The 20,562-nt window shown below is 63.2% G+C and carries 17 protein-coding genes; 10 read left to right on the top strand and 7 right to left on the bottom strand.

All coding sequences use genetic code 11. The features are described 5' to 3' along the window. Positions 1-143: 143 nt before the first annotated feature. From prlC to BN1136_RS06295, 3 genes are all read left to right on the top strand, one after another. Positions 144-2,186: an oligopeptidase A gene (gene prlC / locus BN1136_RS06305; protein ID WP_043763914.1), complete on the top strand. Its 2,043-nt coding sequence runs from the start codon at positions 144-146 to the stop codon at positions 2,184-2,186. A 260-nt stretch (positions 2,187-2,446) separates the two neighbouring features. After that, a complete protein-coding gene (locus BN1136_RS06300) occupies positions 2,447-5,002 on the top strand; it encodes a sensor domain-containing phosphodiesterase (RefSeq protein WP_043763915.1) in 2,556 nt (851 codons plus the stop codon). Positions 5,003-5,053: 51 nt separating this feature from the next. Next, positions 5,054-5,815: a class I SAM-dependent methyltransferase gene (locus BN1136_RS06295; protein ID WP_246876958.1), complete on the top strand. Its 762-nt coding sequence runs from the start codon at positions 5,054-5,056 to the stop codon at positions 5,813-5,815. A gap of 73 nt (positions 5,816-5,888) precedes the next feature. Here BN1136_RS06295 and BN1136_RS06290 read toward each other — a convergent pair whose 3' ends face one another. From BN1136_RS06290 to rhlB, 4 genes are all read right to left on the bottom strand, one after another. Beyond that, positions 5,889-6,143: a Rho-binding antiterminator gene (locus BN1136_RS06290; RefSeq protein WP_043763916.1), complete on the bottom strand. Its 255-nt coding sequence runs from the start codon at positions 6,141-6,143 to the stop codon at positions 5,889-5,891. A 24-nt stretch (positions 6,144-6,167) separates the two neighbouring features. Next, positions 6,168-7,154: a DUF4382 domain-containing protein gene (locus tag BN1136_RS06285; RefSeq protein WP_043763917.1), complete on the bottom strand. Its 987-nt coding sequence runs from the start codon at positions 7,152-7,154 to the stop codon at positions 6,168-6,170. Between the two features lie 202 nt (positions 7,155-7,356). Then, positions 7,357-8,847 carry a guanosine-5'-triphosphate,3'-diphosphate diphosphatase gene (gppA, locus tag BN1136_RS06280; RefSeq protein WP_043763919.1) on the bottom strand — a complete coding sequence of 497 codons (1,491 nt, stop codon included), beginning with the start codon at positions 8,845-8,847 and terminating at the stop codon, positions 7,357-7,359. A gap of 13 nt (positions 8,848-8,860) precedes the next feature. Next, positions 8,861-10,150 (bottom strand): ATP-dependent RNA helicase RhlB, encoded by a 1,290-nt coding sequence (gene rhlB, locus BN1136_RS06275; RefSeq protein WP_043763923.1) that lies wholly within the window; start codon positions 10,148-10,150, stop codon positions 8,861-8,863. 113 nt (positions 10,151-10,263) lie between these two features. On the opposite strand from rhlB, the gene trxA reads away from it, so the two are divergent. From trxA to fre, 5 genes are all read left to right on the top strand, one after another. Beyond that, positions 10,264-10,590: a thioredoxin TrxA gene (gene trxA, locus BN1136_RS06270; protein ID WP_042079207.1), complete on the top strand. Its 327-nt coding sequence runs from the start codon at positions 10,264-10,266 to the stop codon at positions 10,588-10,590. A 204-nt stretch (positions 10,591-10,794) separates the two neighbouring features. Further along, positions 10,795-12,060, top strand: coding sequence for a transcription termination factor Rho (rho, locus tag BN1136_RS06265; protein ID WP_042079206.1), 1,266 nt, complete (start codon positions 10,795-10,797; stop codon positions 12,058-12,060). Between the two features lie 108 nt (positions 12,061-12,168). Further along, positions 12,169-13,173: a hypothetical protein gene (locus BN1136_RS06260; protein ID WP_043763924.1), complete on the top strand. Its 1,005-nt coding sequence runs from the start codon at positions 12,169-12,171 to the stop codon at positions 13,171-13,173. Positions 13,174-13,206: 33 nt separating this feature from the next. After that, positions 13,207-14,676, top strand: a complete 1,470-nt coding sequence (gene ubiD / locus BN1136_RS06255) for a 4-hydroxy-3-polyprenylbenzoate decarboxylase (RefSeq protein ID WP_043763925.1) — start codon at positions 13,207-13,209, stop codon at positions 14,674-14,676. A 155-nt stretch (positions 14,677-14,831) separates the two neighbouring features. After that, complete coding sequence (gene fre / locus BN1136_RS06250) at positions 14,832-15,530, top strand: NAD(P)H-flavin reductase (protein WP_043763926.1); 699 nt, start codon at positions 14,832-14,834, stop codon at positions 15,528-15,530. A 143-nt stretch (positions 15,531-15,673) separates the two neighbouring features. Here the strand turns inward: fre and ubiK are convergent, their stop codons facing one another. Further along, a complete protein-coding gene (gene ubiK, locus BN1136_RS06245; RefSeq protein ID WP_043763927.1) occupies positions 15,674-15,931 on the bottom strand; it encodes a ubiquinone biosynthesis accessory factor UbiK in 258 nt (85 codons plus the stop codon). 301 nt (positions 15,932-16,232) lie between these two features. Here ubiK and BN1136_RS06240 point away from each other — a divergent pair, with 301 nt between their 5' ends. Further along, positions 16,233-18,653: a VolA/Pla-1 family phospholipase gene (locus BN1136_RS06240; RefSeq protein WP_043763929.1), complete on the top strand. Its 2,421-nt coding sequence runs from the start codon at positions 16,233-16,235 to the stop codon at positions 18,651-18,653. A 175-nt stretch (positions 18,654-18,828) separates the two neighbouring features. On the opposite strand, the gene glpG is transcribed toward BN1136_RS06240, so the two are convergent. Further along, on the bottom strand, positions 18,829-19,662 hold the full coding sequence (gene glpG, locus BN1136_RS06235) for a rhomboid family intramembrane serine protease GlpG (protein WP_043763977.1): 834 nt from the start codon (positions 19,660-19,662) through the stop codon (positions 18,829-18,831). 23 nt (positions 19,663-19,685) lie between these two features. Then, complete coding sequence (gene glpE / locus BN1136_RS06230; RefSeq protein WP_043763931.1) at positions 19,686-20,009, bottom strand: thiosulfate sulfurtransferase GlpE; 324 nt, start codon at positions 20,007-20,009, stop codon at positions 19,686-19,688. 163 nt (positions 20,010-20,172) lie between these two features. Here glpE and BN1136_RS06225 point away from each other — a divergent pair. Further along, the coding region (locus tag BN1136_RS06225; RefSeq protein WP_231557835.1) for a LysE family translocator at positions 20,173-20,562 on the top strand (390 nt) is incomplete at its 3' end.

Here is a 20,562-nt window from a genome sequence, read left to right as displayed (position 1 = left end):
GTGAGCAACTCATCCCAAAAAGTGGGCAACATGCCCGTCTATTGGCTGCAAAGGCTTGATAAATGGGGTTTCTGCCTACATCTTAGATGGTCCAAGCAAGCTTCTGGACGGCAGGGGCTGCAGAGCATTTAGAGGTACCGCAGATGACTAACCCTTTGCTGACAATGGACTCGCTGCCTCCCTTCAGCCAGATCCAGCCCGATCAGGTGCAACCTGCCGTGACGCAGGCCATCGCCGATTGCAAACAGAAGATTGAGGACGTGCTGGCCCAGAAGGAACCCCACACCTGGGACAGCCTGATCGCGCCGCTGGAGGAGGTCAACGACCGCCTGTCGCGGATCTGGTCCCCCATCAGCCACCTCAACGCCGTGCAGAACAGCGAGGCGCTGCGCGCGGCTCATGACGCCTGCCTGCCGCTGCTCTCCGAATTCCAGACCTATGTCGGCCAGCACGAGGGGCTTTACCAGGCCTATCTGGCGCTGTTCGAGAGCGACGACTTCCCGCGCCTGGACGATGCCCAGCGCAAGGAGATCCAGAACACCCTGCGTGACTTCCGCCTCTCCGGCATCGGTCTGCCCGCCGAGGCGCAGCAGCGCTACGGCGAAATTCAGTCCCGCCTCTCCGAGCTCGCCTCCCGCTTCAGCAACAACGTGCTGGACGCGACCCAGGGCTGGAGCAAGCTGGTGACCGACGAGGCCGAGCTGGCAGGTTTGCCGGAGAGTGCGCAAGCCGCCGCCCGTCAGATGGCCGAGCTCAAGGGCAAGGAGGGGTGGCTGTTCACCCTGGACATCCCCTCCTACCTGCCGGTGATGATGTACGCCGACAATCGCGCCCTGCGGGCCGAGCTGTACGAGGCCTTCACCACCCGCGCCTCCGACCAGGGGCCGAATGCCGGCAAGTGGGACAACTCCGCCATCATGACCGAACTGCTCGCCCTGCGCCGCGAGCTGGCCCGGCTGCTGGGCTTTGCCAACTACGCCGAGCTGTCGCTGGCCACCAAGATGGCGGACAAACCCGAGCAGGTGGTGAATTTCCTCACGGATCTGGCGGCCAAATCCCTGCCGCAAGGCAAGGCGGAGCTCGACGAGATCCGCGCCTTCGCCGCCGAGCAACACGGCCAGAGCGAACTGGCGGCCTGGGATCTCGCCTATTACGCCGAGAAGCTCAAGCAGCACAAATTCTCCATCTCCGACGAGCAGCTGCGCCCCTACTTCCCCGCCGGCCGGGTGGTAAAAGGACTGTTCGAGGTGGTCAAGCGGGTGTTCGGCATGAAGGTGCGCGAGCGTCTTGGCATCGACACCTGGCACCCGGACGTACGCTTCTACGACATCTTCGATGCCGATGACGAGCTGCGTGGCAGCTTCTACCTCGACCTCTATGCCCGCGAGCACAAGCAGGGCGGCGCCTGGATGGATGTCTGCCTCGGCCGTCGCTACCGTCAGGACGGGTCGCTGCAAAAGCCGGTGGCCTACCTGACCTGCAACTTCAATGGCCCGGTGGATGGCAAGCCGGCCCTGTTCACCCACAACGAAGTGGTCACCCTGTTCCACGAGTTCGGCCACGGCATTCACCACATGCTGACCCGGATCGACGTGGCCGGCGTGGCCGGCATCAACGGCGTGGCCTGGGATGCGGTGGAGCTGCCGAGCCAGTTCCTGGAGAACTGGTGCTGGGAGTCCGAGGCGCTGGCCTTTATCTCCGGCCATCACGAGACCGGGGAGCCGCTGCCTGCGGATCTGCTGGAGAAGATGATGACGGCCCGCAACTTCCAGGCGGCGATGCAGATGCTGCGTCAGCTGGAGTTCGCCCTGTTCGACTTCCGCCTGCACCAGGAGTTTGACCCGGCCAACCCGGACCAGATCCCGGCGCTGCTGAGCGAGGTGCGCAGCCAGGTGGCGGTGATGACGCCCCCGGCGTTCAACCGTTTCCAGCACAGCTTCTCCCACATCTTCGCAGGGGGCTATGCGGCGGGCTACTACAGCTACAAGTGGGCCGAGGTGCTCTCCGCCGATGCCTTCTCCCGCTTCGAGGAGGAGGGGATCTTCAATCCGGAGACCGGCCACGCCTTCCTGAAGCACATTCTGGAGAAGGGCGGCTCCAGGGAGCCCATGGAGCTGTTCCGCGCCTTCCGTGGTCGAGAGCCCCAGGTGGATGCCCTGTTGCGTCACAGCGGCATCGCGGCATGACGGGTTTCCCGCGGGTGCCTGGCCGGTTGATGACCAGGGGACCGCGGGGATCTCTTTCTCTGCCATCCATCGCCATGTCGAGTGCCAATCAGGTACTTTTTGCGGCATAGTGGGATCAAAACGTGATTTTTGAGATAAAAAGGGACCTTTGGGTCCCTTTTTACAAGGCTTTTTAATATCTTGCGGAGTGCATATTTGCACTGTCGCCGCCTCTTCAGTAGAGTCGGGTTCTACCTTGCCGGGAGAGAAACAACCTTGCCATGAGGCGAGCACTCGAGTCTGTCTATCAAATCATCTCAAGCCTGTCTCATGCGAGTGGTCGGGGATATTTTGATACCTTCGTGAGTGAAATCGCCAACGTGCTCGGGGCCGATTTCGTCCTGGTTTCGGGCAAGGATCAGGCCGGGCTGTTCTTCACCGTGCATGCTGCCTATCCCGCCTCCCTCGACATCAACTCCTACAGCTTTCCCCTCTCCGCTACCCCTGGCGAGATCGCCATGCAGCAGGGAGAGGCCTGGTTCAGCGATCGCGCCCTGGAGCTCTTCCCCCATGCCGCCGTGCTGGAGCGTTGTCAGGTTCGGGCCTATGCCGGCATCGCGCTCAAGAGCGCCGAAGGGGAGACCCTGGGGCTGTGCAGCGTCATGTTCAAGCGGGCCATGCCCAGGATGGACAAGGTCATGCGCCTGCTGCGCCTGCTGGCCCCTCTCGCCGGCCGCGAGCTGGCGCTGATGTACCAGCAGGAGCGTCAGACCCAGCCTGAACTGCCGGACAGTCCCCATTTCCTGGACACCATGATGTCCCACGCCCCCGTGGGGATCGGCAAGCTGGATCTGGCAGGGAATATACTCTGGGCCAACCCGGCCATCGAGAAGATGTTGGGCTACAGCCAGCAGGAGCTGCTGCGGTTCACGGTGGCCGAGATCAGCCACCCGGATGACTGGCGGGCCAGCATTCAGCTCTACGACGCCCTCAAGCGGGGAGAGCACCCCGCCTTCACCCAGGAGAAGCGCTACCTGCACCGGGATGGCTCCGTTTTGTGGGGAAGGGTGACGGTGACCCTGATCCGCAACGAGCAGATGCAGCCCGACTACCTGATGGTGGTGCTGGAGAACATCGATTCCATCCGGCGTCATGCCGAGCAGCTCAAGCTCTCCCACCGGGTCTACGACAACCTCTCCGAGGCGATCCTGGTGTGCGATGGTGACAGCCGCATCATCTCGGTGAACCCGGCATTCGAGAAGATCACCGGCTACAGCGAGGAGGAGGCCTGCGGCCAGCGTCCCAGCATGCTCAAGTCCGGGCTGCACGATCAGACCTTCTATGCGGACATGTACCACGCCCTGAAACGGGTGGGGATCTGGCGTGGCGAGGTGTGGAACAAGCGCAAGAACGGCAAGCTCTACCCCCAGCAGCTGATGATCAGCGCCCTGCGGGAAGAGGGCAGGATCAGCCAGTACATCGCCATTTTCAGCGACATTTCCCAGACCAAGCTGGCGGAGCAGAAGATCGCCACCCAGGCCAACTACGACAACCTGACCGGGCTGCCCAACCGCTGGCTGTTCGGCCGCTGCCTCACCCGCTTCTGCGAGCGGGGGGAGCGTTTCGCCCTGATGGTGCTCGACCTCAACAACTTCAAGGCGGTCAACAACAGCATGGATCACCATGTGGGTGATGCCCTGCTGCGGGAGGTGTCGGATCGACTGGTGAGCCGGGTGCGGACCGAGGATGTGGTGGCCCGCATCGGGGGGGACGAATTTGCCTTCCTGGTGCCCGGCATCGTCAACCGGCGCCAGGCCGAGGTGTTTGCCAAGCAGGTGATCGGCGGCTTCGCCCGCCCTTTCATGCTGGCCAACCAGCACCTCTATGTGACGGCGACCATGGGCATCACCCTGTGCCCCCACGACGGGGAGGATGGTGACGAGCTGCTGCGCAACGCGGAGCAGGCCCTGTTTGTAGCCAAGCGGCAGGGACGCCCCCTGGGCTCCTACAACGCTTCCATGCGGGAAGAGGTGAGCCAGCGCCACCAGATGCAGCGCGATCTGGCGGAGGCCATCAAGCTGGGACAGCTGACCATGGCCTACCAGCCCATCTGGGACAACCGCAGCGGCCGGGTCGCCAAGCTGGAGGCCCTGGTGCGCTGGTATCATCCCCGGTGGGGCCAGGTCTCGCCGGCGGACTTCATCCCTCTGGCGGAGGAGGCGGGGCTCATCCAGGGGCTCGGGGCCCTGGTGCTGTGGCAGTCGTGCCGGGATCTGGCCAGGTTGCAGCAGTCCGGTTTCCCGGATCTGCAGATGTCCATCAACCGCTCCACCCTGGAGTTCCAGACGATAGATCCGGAGGCGAGCGAGTGGCTCAGGGTGATACGCCACTTCAACCTGGATCCGGCGGACATCATCATCGAAATCACCGAGTCCCTGCTGATGGAGAGCAGCGATCAGCACAGGGTGCGGATCGACGCGCTGCGCGAGGCGGGCTGCAAGCTGGCCATCGACGACTTCGGCACCGGCTACTCGGCCCTCAACTATCTGCGCACCTTCCCGGTGGATCTGGTGAAGATCGACCGCTCCTTCGTGCGGCACATCCCCTTCAACGAGCAGGACAGGCTGCTGCTCGACGGCATCATCAACATAGTGCACAACCTCGGCATGCAGGTGGTGATCGAGGGGGTGGAGACCCGGGAGCAGCTCAACTTCCTCTGCCAGAAGGGATGTGCCTTCACCCAGGGATATCTGCTGAGCCGCCCGCTGCCCTTCGACGATCTGGTGGAGTACCTAGGTCTCAACCGTCAGGGGATGAACCTGACCACGGTGAGCTGATCCCCCGCATCTGCTATCATGCCGGCTTCTGCGCCGTGATGAGTTCGTGTTATGCCCCATATTCAGGTTTTCAGTGAAGTCCCCGCCCGCGATGGCGAGCTCGACGCCCTGCGCCAGCGCCTCGCCGACGTGGAGTTTCCCGCCCCCTTTGCGCTGGTGCTGACCGAGTCGCGGCTGGAGCTGCGCAAGCTGGACGAACCCAAGCTGGGGGCCGTCTATGTGGACTTCGTGGAAGGGGCTGTCGCCCATCGCCGCAAGTTCGGCGGGGGGCGCGGCCAGTCCATCGCCAAGGCGGTGGGACTCAAGTCGGGGGCCATGCCGACCGTGGTGGATGCCACCGCCGGTCTGGGACGCGATGCCTTCGTGCTGGCCTCCCTCGGCTGCAAGGTGACCCTGATCGAGCGCAGCCCCGTGGTGGCGGCCCTGCTGCAGGACGGCCTGAGCCGGGCGGCCCTGGATCCCGAAATAGGCCCCTGGGTGCGCGAGCGGATGCAACTGCGGCAAGGCCCGGCGGTGGAGACCCTGCTGGCGCTGGCCGAGCGGCCCGAGGTCATCTACCTCGACCCCATGTTCCCTCACAAGCAGAAGTCGGCCCTGGTGAAGAAGGAGATGCGGGTGTTCCAGTCTCTGGTGGGGGCGGATCTGGACGCCGATGCCCTGCTGCCGGCGGCGCTCAGGATGGCGGACAAGCGGGTGGTGGTGAAGCGCCCGGACTACGCAGGCTGGCTCAACGAGCACAAGCCCAGCATGGCCATCGAGACCAAGAGCAACCGCTTCGACGTCTACGTGATGGCGGCCCTGGGGGCGAGCTGATGCCAGCCGCCATGGCGGGATAAAAGAAAGGAGGGCCAACCCGGGGTTGGCCCTCCTTTTTTGTGTCGGGGGATCAGAGGAGGGGGGCGAAGTGGATCCGCTTTGCCTCACCCTGCCAGACCAGATCCAGAGTGGCCAGATCGGCCAGGCTCAGGCGCTCGTTGCTGGTCAGCAGCAAGTACTCGACCCCCTCGTTGGCCGCTATGGTCCGGATCCCGTCCGTCCATTGGCGGCCATGCCGATCGGTGATCGTCACCGGCAGGTGCAAGCTGGCGGCGATCTCGAGCCAGTCATAGAGGTCGCAGGCGATGGGTTGGTAGTCGCTCATGGTGCCGTCGCCTCCTCATCGCCCTTACTGGAAGTCGATGGTGGTGGCGGGGGCGGCCACGATCCGGTCTTTCACTACCAGCTCTTGCTGCAATGCATCGCCAGCCAGCTCGGGATCATCTTCGTCACCGTTGCAGACCAGCACGGCGTCATAGTGCCCCAGTTCCACGAAGCCCAGCTCGTAACCGAAGACACCGTTGTTCAGCACCACGGGGGCGCTGGCATAGAAGCCGTTGTCGCTGTCGGCCATGTCGGGATAGGCGTTGTCGCCCTCCGGGCGCAGCTCGTCATAGAAGTAGACGAACGCCTTGTCGGTCAGCTGACCGCCACAGAGCCCGGCAGACACTGTTCCCCTGACGGTGGCGACCTCGGTGGTGTTCACCAGTCGCACCCCTCTGGGCTTGAGCTTGTAGTACTCCTCGTGGCCCGGCAGCACCATGGAGTGGCGCAGATCGAATTCGGTGGTAAAGGCGCTGAGGCCGTTGGCGGCGATGGTGAAGGCATCCAGCTTGAGCTCGCTGCTGGGCACCTCCAGCGGTTTGATCACGCCGTCATCCTGCTTGACGTAGGAGTAGGGGGTGCCGTCCAGGAACTGGTTGGCCACTTCTCGCCCGTCCAGTACCCGCAACCGCATCTGGCTGTATTCGCCGGGGACCACGCTCTGGCTGGCCAGCAGGGGGCGGCTGGCGGAACCCTGGTAGCTCAGCAGATCGATATAGGTGAACAGCGGATGGCCGCTGCCATCGAGGGGGATGCTCTCCCCGATCGGGGTGCAGCCATCGTCCTGGGCCGAGGTCAGGAAACTGGCGGTCGTCCAGTTCTGCTCCGCCCCCGTGACCGGGTTGATGCTGATATTGGAGACGGCGATGCAGACCTTGCTGACCGAGTCCACCGGGGCGTCGGAGAAGGCCAGGGACATCTGGGCATTCGGCTGGCTGTTGTTGTCGCCGTCACCGCCGCCACCGCAGGCGGTCAGCAGGGCGGTCAGGGCTATCAGGGGTATGTGTTTCATGGTTTCCGTTCCTATGGGAGAGACCATTCAACTCTAGCCGAGTGGTTGGCACTGACTAGCCGGGCGGGAAAGGCGGCATGACCGGAATTGATTAAAAAAATAATAAAATCAATGGCGAGGCCTTGAATGGCGCCAGCAGTGGGTGCGAAGGAGCTTGTCGGAACAGACGGAAAAGAGAGCAGAACGGGCGCGGGGCGCCCATTCAGGCTTCGAGCAGGCGGGTGGGCCAGCCCATCTTCTGCTGGCGCTCCACCTCGAGGCGCAGTTCGCTGGCGCGCAGGTAGTGCTCATCCAGCCAGCCCTTGGGCAGGGTCAGGGTCAGGGCGTCCTCATCGGCCTGCAGCAGGAATCTGGGCACTGTGCCCTGGGTGCGGCGCATGCAGAGGATGAGAGAGATGCGCAGGATGCGGGCCAGCCGTATCGCCTGACGAGCGGTGACAGCGCCCTGCTTCTCCAGCGGCTCCGGCTTGAACTCGTCCCGCTGGTTGAACAGCAGGGCCGACAACAGCTTCTTCTGTGCAGGGGTGAAGCCCGGCATGTCGATGTTGTCGATGATATAGGCGGCGTGCTGGGGCGCCTTCTTGTATTCGATGCAGAGGCCTATCTCGTGCAACAGGGCTGCGTAGCGCAGGATAGGACGGCCGTAGCGCTTGGAGAGGCGCCAGGCCGGTTGCAGCTGGGCGAAGGCCTCGATGGCGGTGTCGCGCACCCGTTCGGCGTGCTCCTTGTCCAGCTGATAGCGGCTGATCAGGCTGTCGGCGGTACGATCCCTGGCGTCACAGTCGTGATTGTTGCCGAGCAGGCCATAGATCAACCCCTCGCGTAGCGCGCCACCGGCCAGGGTCATGCTCTCGATGCCGAGGGTCTCGAAGATGGCGATCAGGATGGCGAGGCCGGATGGGAATACGGTCAGCCGCTCGGCGGCCAGCCCTTCGAGCTGCAACTGATCGAGCCTGCCACAGGCGATGGCTTGCCCCATCAACTCCTGCAACTTCGGTAGGGTGACCCGCTCGCTCTTGCCCTGGGCCAGCATGATCTCCTGCAGCGCCTGGACGGTGCCGGAGGCGCCGACGCAGGTACGCCAGCCGAGGAGGCGGTAATCCTCTGCCACCTTCTCCAGTACCGCCTTGGCGGCGGCGATGGCCTGCTCGAAGCGGGTCTCGGAGAGCTCGCCATCACCGAAGTGGTTGTTGAGCCAGGTGACGCAGCCCATGTGCAGGCTGTTGAGCAACTTCGCCTCGCTCTGCTCGCCGATGACCAGCTCGGTGCTGGCCCCGCCGATGTCGATCACCAGCCGGTTGCCTTCCCCCGCCGAGGTCCAGGAGACCCCCTCGTAGATGGTCTTGGCCTCTTCCTCTCCCGAGATGATCTCGATGTTGTGGTTGAGCACCCGTTCCGCTTCCTGCAGGAAGTCGTCTACGTTGGTGGCCAGGCGCAGGGTGGCGGTGCCGACTACCCGGATGTTGTCGGAGGGGATGTCCTGCAGCTGCTCGGAGAACAGGCGCAGACAGTCCCAGCCCCGCTCCATGGCGGCGCGGTTCAGGCGAAAATCGGCATCCAGGCCGGCGGCGAGGCGAACCTTGCGTTTGACCTTGGTGACGGTGCGCAGAGCGCCAGCGACCTCGCGCACCACCAGCATATGGAAGCTGTTGGAGCCGAGGTCGATGGCGGCGTAGAGAGGCGAGTTGTGCAACTGGGCCTGTCCCTCAGTTCTTGCGGGGGGGACGACGACGGTTGTTGCTGTTGCCACCGCCCTGGCGATCCCGCATGTTGCGGTTCACCGGCTGACGGTTGCGGAACACCCGTTTCGGCGCGGTCACGTCATCCAGCAGTGCCTCACGGTCGTACTTGCTGACCGGGATGGGGTGGTGGATGTACTCCTCGATGGCCGGCAGGTTGAAGGCATAGTCTTCACAAGCCAGGCTGATGGAGTGACCGCTTCTGCCGGCACGGCCGGTACGACCGATGCGGTGGACATAATCCTCGGCGTCGTCGGGCAGGTCGTAGTTGAAGACGTGGGTCACGTCGGGGATGTGCAGACCACGGGCGGCCACGTCGGTGGCAACCAGGATATCCAGCGTGCCCTTGGTGAACTCGTCCAGGATCTTCATCCGCTTCTTCTGCGGCACGTCACCGGTCAGCAGACCGACGCGGTGGCCGTCGTTTTCCAGCCAGGCGTGAACGTCCTCACAGACGTGCTTGGTGTTGGCGAAGACGATGGCCTTCTCCGGCCACTCCTCTTCCATCAGGGAGAGCAGCAGCAACATCTTGTCTTCGTTGGAGGGGTAGAAGAGCTCCTCCTTGATCCGCACGCCAGTCATCTGTTCCGGCTCGACCTGCACATGCTCCGGGTGGTTCATGTGCTCGTAGGCCAGCTCCTGTACCCGCAGGGAGAGGGTGGCGGAGAACAGCATGCTCAGACGCTCGGTGGCGGGTGGCATGCGGCGGAACAGGAAACGGATGTCCTTGATGAAGCCGAGATCGAACATGCGATCCGCTTCGTCCAGCACCACGACCTGAATATTGCCGAGATCGATCACCTTGGACTTGAAGTAGTCGATGATGCGACCCGTGGTGCCGATCAGGATGTCGACACCCTGTTCCAGCACGGCCAGCTGCTTGTCGTACCCTTCACCGCCGTAGGCGAGGCCGAGCTTGAGCCCGGTAGAAGCAGACATGCTCTCTGCGTCGTTGTAGATCTGGACGGCCAGCTCCCGGGTCGGGGCCATGATGATGGCGCGGGGCTGATTGATGAGGCGCGGCTTGGTCAGCGGATGGGTCAACAAATAGTTGAAGGTGGCCGCCAGGAAAGCCAGGGTCTTGCCGGTCCCCGTCTGGGCCTGACCGGCGAGGTCATGACCTTCTACCAGCAGGGGCAGGGAGAGTGCCTGGATGGGCGTGCAATAATGAAATCCCTTTGATTCCAGACCAGCCAGAACTTCGGGTTCGAGGCCCATTTGGGCGAATTTTTCGGTCGTTAGATGTGTTTTGCTCATGGCGGTAGGTTATCAGGTTAGGCTTGCAATAATAAACAGGATCATTTCAAATAGGGCAACTATTGCCTTTGTTGAAGCATCAATAAAGCCTTAATTACTGACTGGAGTTGGAGATGAGTGACAAGATTGTTCAGCTGAGCGATGCCAGCTTCGAGGCCGATGTAATCAAAGCCGACAGCCCCGTTCTGGTCGATTTCTGGGCTGAATGGTGCGGTCCGTGCAAGATGATCGCCCCGATCCTGAACGAGGTTGCTCAGGAATACGAAGGTCGCGTGACCGTGGCGAAATTGAACATCGATCATAACGCCGACACTCCGCCCAAGTATGGCATTCGCGGTATCCCGACCCTGCTGCTGTTCAAGAATGGCGAAGTGGCAGCCACCAAGGTCGGCGCCCTGTCCAAGACTCAGCTGAAAGAGTTCCTGGACGGTAACCTGTAATAATCAAGAAGGAGCGCATTGCAATAATGCGCTCCTTGTGTTTTATCACCTAGACGCTCATCCCGATTGGTGCTAGTTTATCGCTCGTTTGCTAACCTTTTTGCCTGACTCTTTGCTTCACAAGCCTGGCAAGTCAAATCCGATCAGCATCAATCCAGCAGACTGTCTCCTCATTTCAATCCTTGCTTACAGACTTTCACCACTATGAATCTGACTGAACTAAAGAACACTCCTGTGTCCGAGCTGGTACAGCTTGGCGAATCCATGGGGTTGGAAAATCTGGCTCGGGCGCACAAGAAAGACATCATCTTCGCGATCCTCAAGGCGCACGCCAAGGGTGGCGAGGATATCTTTGGCGACGGTGTGCTGGAAATCCTGACCGATGGTTTCGGTTTCCTGCGCAGTGCAGACGGCTCTTACCTCGCTGGCCCGGATGACATCTATGTCTCCCCCAGCCAGATCCGTCGCTTCAACCTGCGTACCGGCGATACCATCTCCGGCAAGATCCGGCCGCCGAAAGAGGGTGAACGCTACTTCGCCCTGCTCAAGGTCAACGACGTCAACTACGACCGCCCGGAAAACTCCCGCAACAAGATCCTGTTCGAGAACCTGACCCCCCTGCATGCCAACGAGCGTCTGCGCATGGAGCGTGGCAACGGTTCTACCGAAGACATCACCGCCCGCGTGCTGGATCTGGCGTCTCCCATCGGCAAGGGCCAGCGTGGCCTCATCGTCGCACCGCCCAAGGCCGGTAAGACCATGCTGCTGCAGAACATCGCCCAGAGCATCGCCTACAACCACCCCGACTGCGAACTGATCGTCCTGCTGATCGACGAGCGTCCGGAAGAAGTGACCGAGATGCAGCGGATGGTGAAGGGCGAAGTGATTGCCTCTACCTTCGACGAACCTGCTTCCCGTCACGTCCAGGTCGCCGAAATGGTGATCGAGAAGGCCAAGCGCCTGGTCGAGCACAAGAAGGACGTGGTGATCCTGCTGGACTCCATCACCCGTCTGGCCCGTGCCTACAACACAGTGATCCCCTCCTCCGGCAAGGTACTGACCGGTGGTGTGGACGCCAACGCCCTGCACCGTCCGAAGCGTTTCTTCGGTGCGGCCCGCAACGTCGAGGAAGGCGGCAGCCTGACCATCATCGCCACCGCGCTGATCGACACCGGCTCCAAGATGGATGAAGTCATCTACGAAGAGTTCAAGGGTACTGGCAACATGGAGCTGCACCTCTCGCGCAAGATCGCCGAGAAGCGCACCTACCCGGCCATCGATATCACCCGCTCCGGCACCCGCAAGGAAGAGCTGCTGACCGCGCCGGACGAGCTGCAGAAGATGTGGATCCTGCGCAAGATCATCCACCCCATGGGGGAGATCGACAGCATCGAGTTCCTGATCGACAAGCTGTCTGCGACCAAGACCAACGACGAGTTCTTCGACTCCATGAAGCGTCAGCAGAAGTAACTGCCTCTTGGCATGACAAAACCGCGGCCCAGGTCGCGGTTTTTGTTTATCTATTTCACGGCTGGCTTAGTAGTATGTGAGCCTAGATGTCACAAGGACAGGGACGTCATGAAGCTAGTGTTACTCATATGGATTGGCTGGCTGCTGGCCGCTCCCGTCTACGCCGACACGCCGCCGCAGCTGCAGGGGCCGCTGGTGGCAGACGAGGGGCTGCAGGGTCACCGTGAATACCTGGACAGCCGGCTGGCACAGGGGCAGTTTGATGCCATGGATTCGCTGCTGGAGACGCTGTCCGTGGGGCAGCGGGAGTACCTGCTGTTCCAGCTGCTGAGCGATCTCAAGTCGGCATCCGCTCCCAGCCCGGCGCTGCAGGCCTGGGTGCGGGCGCAGGCCGCCAAGGCGCCGCAATGGCTGGTGGAGGGGAAGGTGGACGGCTTCCTGGTCCAGCTGCCCGCCTACGACTTTGCGGCCGAGGCCAGGCTGGTGCTGCAGCACTGGCAGCAGCTGGCCTGGCAGGGCAACTACCGCCAGCTGCTGGAACAGGATCGCTTCGACTTCAAGCAGATCTACTACAGCAGTAATCCGGACCTGCCCCAGCAGCAGGAGGCGCTGCTGGCCGTGCTCGATGGGCAGCCCCCGGTCGTGCTGCGGCGCGAGGCGGGTCGGCTCGCCACCCTCAACCTCTTCCTGCCGGACAACCAGCTGCTGCTGCACCTCATCGAGCAGACCGGGGACACGGCGCTCTACCTCAAGTTGTGGCGCCAGCCCGTGGATCACGACAGCCTGGCGGCGTTGCACGCCATTCCACGCTTCTACACAGGCCAGGAGGCGAGCGATCTGCTGATCGCCGCCAGCCGCAACGAGCGCCTGATGGTACCCGCCCTGCGCCAGCTCAGCCGGCTGTCGCCGCTGCCGGAAGGGGCCCAGCAATACCTGCTGGCAGAGCTCGGCAAGCATCAATATGGGGGGCTGGTGGCCGGCTTGCTGCTGGAGATGGACGAGCCCAGGCTGCTGGGACAACTGGCGGACAGGCTCACCCGGCAGGAGCGGCGTCACGCCTCGTCCGTCATGATGTCCGATACGGGTACACCGGATACGCGGCCAGGGTTATAATGCGGGACCTCCTGATCCCGCTAGGGTACCTGCATGAAATACAAGGACTTGCGTGATTTCATCGCGCAGTTGGAACAAAACGGCCAGCTCAGGCGCATCAGTCGCGAGATAGACCCCTATCTGGAGATGACCGAGATCAGCGACCGTACCCTGCGTGCGGGTGGCCCGGCCCTGCTGTTCGAAAACCCCAAGGGCTACACCATGCCGGTGCTGACGAACCTGTTTGGCACGCCGGATCGGGTTGCCATGGGGATGGGGCAGCCCAACGTCGGCGCCCTGCGTCAGGTGGGGACCTGGCTCTCCTATCTGAAGGAGCCGGAGCCTCCCCGCGGGCTCAAGGAGCTGATGGAGAAGCTGCCCATCTTCAAGCAGGTGCTCAACATGCCGACCAAGCGCCTCTCTTCCGCCCCCTGCCAGCAGGTGGTGCTGGAAGGGGAGGCGGTGGATCTCGACCAGATCCCGATCCAGCACTGCTGGCCGGGGGACGTGGCGCCTCTGGTGACCTGGGGCCTCACCATTACCCGCGGTCCCTACAAGAAGCGCCAGAACCTCGGCATCTACCGCCAGCAGAAGATCGGCAAGAACAAGCTCATCATGCGCTGGCTGGATCACCGCGGTGGGGCCATCGATTTTCGCGAGTGGCAGGAGGCGCACCCCGGCGAGCGCTTCCCGGTGGTGGTGGCGCTCGGCGCCGATCCGGCGACCATACTCGGCGCGGTGACGCCGGTGCCGGATACCCTCTCCGAATACGCCTTCGCAGGTCTGCTGAGGGGCAGCCGCACCGAGGTGGTGAAGGCGCAGAGCTGCGACCTGGAGGTGCCCGCCAGCGCCGAGATCGTGCTGGAAGGGTATCTGGAGCCGGGCGAGATGGCTCCGGAAGGCCCCTACGGGGATCACACCGGTTACTACAACGAGGTGGACGAGTTCCCGGTCTTCACCATTACCCACATCACCAAGCGGCGGGATGCCATCTATCACAGCACCTACACCGGCCGTCCGCCCGATGAGCCGGCGGTGCTGGGGGTGGCGCTGAACGAGGTGTTCGTGCCGCTCTTGCAGAAGCAGTTCCCCGAGATCGTGGACTTCTATCTGCCGCCGGAGGGGTGCTCCTACCGGATGGCGGTGGTCACCATCAAGAAACGCTACCCGGGCCACGCCAAGCGGGTGATGCTGGGGGTCTGGTCCTTCCTGCGCCAGTTCATGTACACCAAGTTCGTGATCGTCTGCGACGACGACATCAACGCCCGGGACTGGAAGGACGTGATCTGGGCCATCACCACCCGGATGGACCCGGCGCGCGACACCACCCTGATCGAGCACACCCCCATCGACTACCTGGACTTCGCCTCGCCGGTGTCGGGGCTCGGCTCCAAAATGGGGCTGGATGCCACCAACAAGTGGCCGGGGGAGACCAATCGGGAGTGGGGTCAGCCCATCGTCCAGGACGAAGCGGTGAAGCAGAAGATCGACGCCATCTGGGACGAGCTGAAGATCCTCGACTGAGGGATCTCCCCGACGGGCGGCCATGCCGACGCAAAAGTGCGGTATTGCCGTGCCGAATTGGGTATGCTCGACTGACCTGACCACTCGATTGGTCGCCACAACAATAGTGAAACCATGAGCGAAGCGGGCCGGGCAGGCCCCTCACAAGGACAAGAATGCAACGTATCAAGTGCCGCGTAGAGGAACTGCGCGAATATGTCGACACCATCTGGCACGTGGCCCTGACGCCGCAGCAGGAGGTGAGCTTCAAGCCAGGCCAGTATCTGCTGGTGGTGATGAGCGATTCGGACAAGCGCCCCTTCTCCATCGCCAACTCGCCGACCCGTGCCGGTCGGTTGGAGCTGCAGATCGGTGCCACCCCGGAAAACGCCTATGCCGGCCAGGTGCTGGCCCGCATGCGCGAACAGGGCGAGATCGAGGTCGAGCTGGCCGCCGGCAAGGCGTTCTTGCGCGACGAGTCTCCCCGTCCGCTGATCCTGATGGCGGGTGGCACCGGCTTCTCCTACGCCCGCGCCATCCTGGAGTATCTGATCGACAGCGGCAGCAAGCGCCCCGTGTTCCTCTACTGGGGCGTGCGCCAGGCGCACTGGCTCTACGAGCTGGAGCAGATGCAGCAGTGGGAGCGCGACTATGCCCCCCTGACCTTCATCCCCGTGGTGCAGGAGCCCGAGAGTGACTGGACCGGCAAGACTGGCCTGGTGCACAAGGCCATCATGGATGACTTCGTCAGCCTGCATGACTACGACATCTATGTGGCTGGCCGCTTCGAGATGGCGGGCGCCGCCCGGGAAGAGTTCAAGGTGCTGGGTGCCGAGCCCGAGCGCATCTTCGGCGACGCCTACGAGTTTATCTGACTCCGAACATGCAGGCGGCCAATAAGCGCTGACTGCATGTCATGACCGATTACGCTTCGCTAATCGACCCTACGCTGATCGTCAGAAACAACAAACCCCAGCCAGGCTGGGGTTTGTGCTATCTACTGCCGGGTCAGGCCGGATCACTCGCCCTTGGCGGCGAGCTGCTGCTCCAGCTGGGCCAGCTTGGCCTCCAGGGCGGCCAGCTTCTCCCGGGTGCGCAGCAGCACCTTGGTCTGCACGTCGAACTCTTCGCGGCTGACCAGGTCCAGCTTGTTCAGCTGGGCCTGCAGCACCTGGCGGGTCTTCTTCTCCACCTCTTCACCCATGCTGCGGATGCCGGGCGGCAGGGAGTTGTGAATCTGTTTGGCGATCTCTTCCAGTTTTTTCGGGTCGATCATGGGGGTCTCCTTAAGCAATGGCGCCATTCTACCGACAAATTCTCCCCTTTGCCGAGATCGGGGCGGCTTTTTGCGCCACGGAGGCGATGAGGCTCTGGTCGGGTCTGGTGGCGAGGGCAATGCTGCTACCCTCTGGCACCTGGGCTCGATTCCAATTCCTTGATGCTGTACACAAAAAAATCAGATCAGATGACCGACCAGAGGCTTATTAATTGTTGCGATGCTGTTAATATGGCTCGGTCGGGTTTGAACCCTACCCCGTCAGGCTCATCATGGATAACAACATAAAAGAGATAAGGATATGAAGAAAAAGCTAATTTATGCCGCCGTCATCAGTGCGCTGCTGAGCGGTTGTGGTGGCAGTGACGACAACACAGGCGATACCTCAAGCTATCTCGATTATCTGCTGAGCGGCTCCAATGCGGTGCGTCCCAGCGCCCTGGCTGCCCGTGCCACCGATGGCACCCTGAAGTTTTCGACGGAAACGGCCGATCTCTCCAACCCTGTCTCCGCACTCTCTACCCTGGACGGCTGGTCTACCACCCAGGCGATCCAGATCGTGCCCGTGACGGCCTCCGGCATCCAGGTCAAGGCGCCGGCTGCCGCCGAATTCGCCGCCTCTGTGGCACCGCTTTATCTGATGGAGCTGGAATTTGACAGCGCCGCCCTGCGCCCGAGCGGCGTGAAGAAGGTCCTGACCTACGGGGTGGACTTCGTGGTGGCCGAGTCCGCCGGCAAGCTGAATCTGGTGCCGCTCAAGCCGCTCAACCCCTCCTCCTACTACATGATCGTCGCAACCGACTCGTTGAAGGACAGCACCGGCAACCCCCTGCGTCCGGGCAGCGACTACAGCACCTACAAGACCAGCACGGGCGGCACTGCCCAGGAGCAAACCATCAGCGGCCTGATCGCGCTGCAGGAAGGGCTGTTCAAGGCGGCCACCGGCATCACCAGCGACCACGTCATCTTCTCCGACTGGTTCGGTACCCAGTCCGGTGCCGACGTGCTGGTGGCGGTGAAAGGGGCGGCCGCGGCCGTGCTCAAGGCCGATCCGACCACTCTGGATGCCGCCAAGGTATGGAAGCACGATGCCCTGGGCAACACCAGCCTGCCCGGCACCTACACCCTGGCCGTGACGGGCAAGAATTATTTCCTGACCCAGCTGGATGCCGAAGCCTTCCTGCCCCAGGAGCAGAAGGATGCAATTGCCGCCGCCGTTGACGCCAACCCGCAACTGAAAGGCCTGGCTGGCATGACTCAGGTCTATACCGGCACCGTCAAGCTGCCCTACTTCCTTTCCTCCCCGGCCACCGCCGGCTCCTGGGACAAGGCGAAGAGCCAGTCCTGGCACGGTGCCATTCCCAGCCTGTACGCCATCGCCAACGCCCTGAAGGCGGGCGACACCGAGGTGATCGGCGGTCTGGTGGGGGCGGGGGTGGATCCGGCCCTGCTGGGCGAGCTCATTGCCGATCCGACCCGTCAGGCCGAGCTGCTGGCGGAGGCGAGCAAGCTGATCGGGGTGACTCTCACCTCCGGTGGCAAGGCGCTGGATCCCGAGATGAACGTGGGTCGTTTCAACCCGCTGCCGGCGCTGGAAGAGGTGCAGTCCGTGCCGATGCGCGTCTTCGCCGCCGCACCGCTGACCAGCATCACCGACGTGATCATCTATCAGCACGGCGTCACCTCGGTGAAGGAGAATGCCTACGCTCTGGCTCTGGGCCAGATCGGTGCCGGTATGAAGGCGACCAAGAACGTGGCCGTGGTGGTGATCGATCATCCCCTGCACGGTGAGCGCGGCTTCGCCCTGACCGGCAGCATGGACTCGGTGACCACCTCAGACAACCCGACCCCCTACCTGAACCTGAGCTACCTGACGGTAGCCCGTGACAACCTGAAACAGAGCGTGGCGGATCTGCTGGGCCTGCGTCTGGCGGTGGGCCTGGCAAATGCAGGTGGAAAATTGGGTGGTGCTGGCCTCAAGGTCCACTTCCTGGGTCACTCCCTAGGGGCCATCGCAGGGGCCAGCCTGCTGGGGGTCGCGAACCAGTCTGTTGGCAACCCGACGGCGGACGCCCTGTTCAGGTTCGACACCGGTGGCCTGGCCATGCCGGGTGGCGGCATAGCGCCGCTGCTGCTGAATTCGCCGACCTTCGGCCCGACGATCCAGATGAGCGTGCTGACCTCTGGCAGCGCCGCCCTGAAGACGGCCTTCACCGCCTATGCCCCGAACTGCAAGACGGCGGTACCGACCTGCTTCGTCAACGAGTTCCTGCCGAGCCTGGATGCCGCCACCCAGGCGAGCGCCGCCAGCACCCTGCAGAGCTATGGCTTCGCGGCCCAGTCGGTGCTGGATTCGGCTGACCCGATCAACCTCGGCAGCGGCATCGCGGCGAGCTTCCCGCTGTTTGCCACTGAAGTCGTCGGCGACGGCGCCCTGAGCCTGTCTGACCGGGTGATCCCGAACAGCATCGCCACCGCCCCGCTGGGTGGTACAGAGCCGCTGTTCAAGGTGCTGGCCCTGCAGCCGCTGACGGCGACCGGCGCGGCCAATCACCATGCCGCCCGCTTCGTGGCCGGTGGTCACAGCTCGCTGCTGGCACCGGACGAGAACTTCGATCCGACCGGCGCCGTCACCACAGAAATGCAGACCCAGTTTGCCAGCTTCTTCATGAGCGGCGGCACTGCGGTCAAGGTGACCGATCCCACCCTGCTCAAGCAGTAAGCCTGTTGGCCAATAAAAACGCCGCCCCTCGGGGCGGCGTTTTCGTTTCAGGCAGTGGGGACAGGGATCGTCAGGCAGGCCTGTGGCGCCTGTCCAGCCAGCCCTGAGCCAGGCCCGCCAGATGAGCCATGTTGGCGGTCACTATGGTTGCCGAGGCGTTGCCGACAACCAGGCCTCATACCGGCTTATGGTGTCTGTCCAGCCAGCCCTGAGCCAGGCCGACCAGCAGGCCCACCAGATGAGCCATGTTGGCGGTGCTGGTGCCCAGCATGTCGAAGAAGCCGAGCACCAACCAGACCAGCATGAAGCCCATCAGGGCCGGCGGCATGGCGAGGCCGCAGGCTGGCTGCAGCCTGGCCCGCAGCCAGCTGTAGCCGAGCAGGGCATAGACCACCCCGGAGAGGCCGCCGAAACGCGGGCCGCTCGCGAAAAACTCGGCGATGTTGGGCAGGGCGGCCCCGACGATGAGCAGGATGAACAGCTTGCCGCTGCCGAGGCGCTGCTCGATCTGGCCCCCGAGGTACCACCACCACAGCAGGTTGAACACCAGGTGCAGCACCGAGAAGTGGATGAAGGCCGGGGTGATGTAGCGCCAGGCCTGCCAGTCGGTGAACTGGGCCAGGGTGGGGTGGAAGGCGAGCTCGTCGAAGATGGGCAGGCCGATGGCATCCAGGGCGTAGATGGCCAGGCAGGCGATGATGACCACCAGGGTCAGGGGGCCCGCCTGGTGGAGGAAATCGGTGACCGGATCCGTCATCCCCTTGCTGTAGTCGATGCGGGCGTCGGCCCGGCCGGACTGCCAGGAGGCTTCCATGTAGCGGGGATGGCTCGGCTCGGCCAGGAAGCGCTTTACCTCCTGCTGGGCCTGGGCGAGGCGTCGCTCGTCCGCCAGCCAGACCGAGACACCGAGCTCGGACTGGGTCAGCTCGCACGGGATCCCCAGGGTGGCGAGGTAGTCCACCAGCGCCTGGGCCATGCGGGCGTCGCCCAGCACCAGCAGCTGGATCATGCCGGAGGGGGCCTGGTCACCCGTCATGCATCGCCCGCCTGGATCGGGAACTCCCTGCGCCAGGCCTCGAAGCCGCCATCCAGGCTGTAGACCTCGTCATAGCCCTGCTGCAGCAGGTATTGGGCCGCCCCCTGGCTGCTGTTGCCGTGATAGCACATCACGATGACCGGGGTGTCGAAGTCCACCTCGTTCATAAAGCGAACCAAAGAACCATTGGTCAGGTGGAAGGCGCCGACCGCGTGGGCGGTCTCGAAGGATTGGGGGTCGCGAATGTCCACGAGACGGGCTTCACCGGCGCTCAGCTTCTGGTGGGCATCATGGGCGCTGATATGGGCAAACTGGTCCATTGAGATGTCCTGAAAATGGAGGATTGAGGGGCAGTTTACCGCAAGCCGGGGCTGGCGCTAAGTGCGCAATGCGCCCGCATTTCAGGGGATCGCAATTTTCTTCAATATCGGTCGGCGCGGGCTGGATAGGCTGGTGACTCACTCCCTTGTATGAGCATCACCCATGGAAATCAGTCTGTTGCTGTCCATGGCCGGGTTTGCCCTGGCCATGTCCATCTCCCCCGGCCCGGTCAACCTGGTCGCCCTCGGCGCCGGCGCCCGTTACGGCTTCCTGGCCAGCCTGCGCCACGTGGTGGGGGCCACCCTCGGCTTCATCCTGCTGCTCCTGCTGATGGGGCTGGGGCTTGGCGGCGCCCTGTCCCGCTGGCCCCTGGTGGCCGGCGTCCTGCACTGGGGCGGCGTGCTCTTTCTGTGCTACCTGGCCTGGCAGTTGCTGGTGGACTCCGGTCGGGTGGAGGGGGTGGACGGCGTGCCGCCCGCCTTCTGGTACGGTGCCCTGATGCAGTGGCTCAACCCCAAGGCCTGGCTGGCGGCCAGCATGGGGATGGGGGCC

Source organism: Aeromonas taiwanensis (genome assembly GCF_000820165.1).
In the GTDB taxonomy this organism is placed as follows: domain Bacteria; phylum Pseudomonadota; class Gammaproteobacteria; order Enterobacterales; family Aeromonadaceae; genus Aeromonas; species Aeromonas taiwanensis.
The sequence above is the reverse complement of the archived record's forward strand: the minus strand, read 5'-3'. Positions and strand labels throughout refer to the sequence as shown.

Excerpts from the sequence above, each read along its gene's own strand:
- BN1136_RS06285 (WP_043763917.1), bottom strand. The coding sequence starts at position 7,154 with ATGAAACACATACCCCTGATAGCCCTGACCGCCCTGCTGACCGCCTGC.
- glpE (WP_043763931.1), bottom strand. The coding sequence starts at position 20,009 with ATGGACCAGTTTGCCCATATCAGCGCCCATGATGCCCACCAGAAGCTG.
- prlC (WP_043763914.1), top strand. The coding sequence starts at position 144 with ATGACTAACCCTTTGCTGACAATGGACTCGCTGCCTCCCTTCAGCCAG.
- rhlB (WP_043763923.1), bottom strand. The coding sequence starts at position 10,150 with ATGAGCAAAACACATCTAACGACCGAAAAATTCGCCCAAATGGGCCTC.
- ubiD (WP_043763925.1), top strand. The coding sequence starts at position 13,207 with ATGAAATACAAGGACTTGCGTGATTTCATCGCGCAGTTGGAACAAAAC.
- BN1136_RS06295 (WP_246876958.1), top strand. The coding sequence starts at position 5,054 with ATGCCCCATATTCAGGTTTTCAGTGAAGTCCCCGCCCGCGATGGCGAG.
- rho (WP_042079206.1), top strand. The coding sequence starts at position 10,795 with ATGAATCTGACTGAACTAAAGAACACTCCTGTGTCCGAGCTGGTACAG.
- trxA (WP_042079207.1), top strand. The coding sequence starts at position 10,264 with ATGAGTGACAAGATTGTTCAGCTGAGCGATGCCAGCTTCGAGGCCGAT.
- BN1136_RS06300 (WP_043763915.1), top strand. The coding sequence starts at position 2,447 with ATGAGGCGAGCACTCGAGTCTGTCTATCAAATCATCTCAAGCCTGTCT.
- ubiK (WP_043763927.1), bottom strand. The coding sequence starts at position 15,931 with ATGATCGACCCGAAAAAACTGGAAGAGATCGCCAAACAGATTCACAAC.
- BN1136_RS06240 (WP_043763929.1), top strand. The coding sequence starts at position 16,233 with ATGAAGAAAAAGCTAATTTATGCCGCCGTCATCAGTGCGCTGCTGAGC.
- BN1136_RS06290 (WP_043763916.1), bottom strand. The coding sequence starts at position 6,143 with ATGAGCGACTACCAACCCATCGCCTGCGACCTCTATGACTGGCTCGAG.
- fre (WP_043763926.1), top strand. The coding sequence starts at position 14,832 with ATGCAACGTATCAAGTGCCGCGTAGAGGAACTGCGCGAATATGTCGAC.
- BN1136_RS06260 (WP_043763924.1), top strand. The coding sequence starts at position 12,169 with ATGAAGCTAGTGTTACTCATATGGATTGGCTGGCTGCTGGCCGCTCCC.
- glpG (WP_043763977.1), bottom strand. The coding sequence starts at position 19,662 with ATGATCCAGCTGCTGGTGCTGGGCGACGCCCGCATGGCCCAGGCGCTG.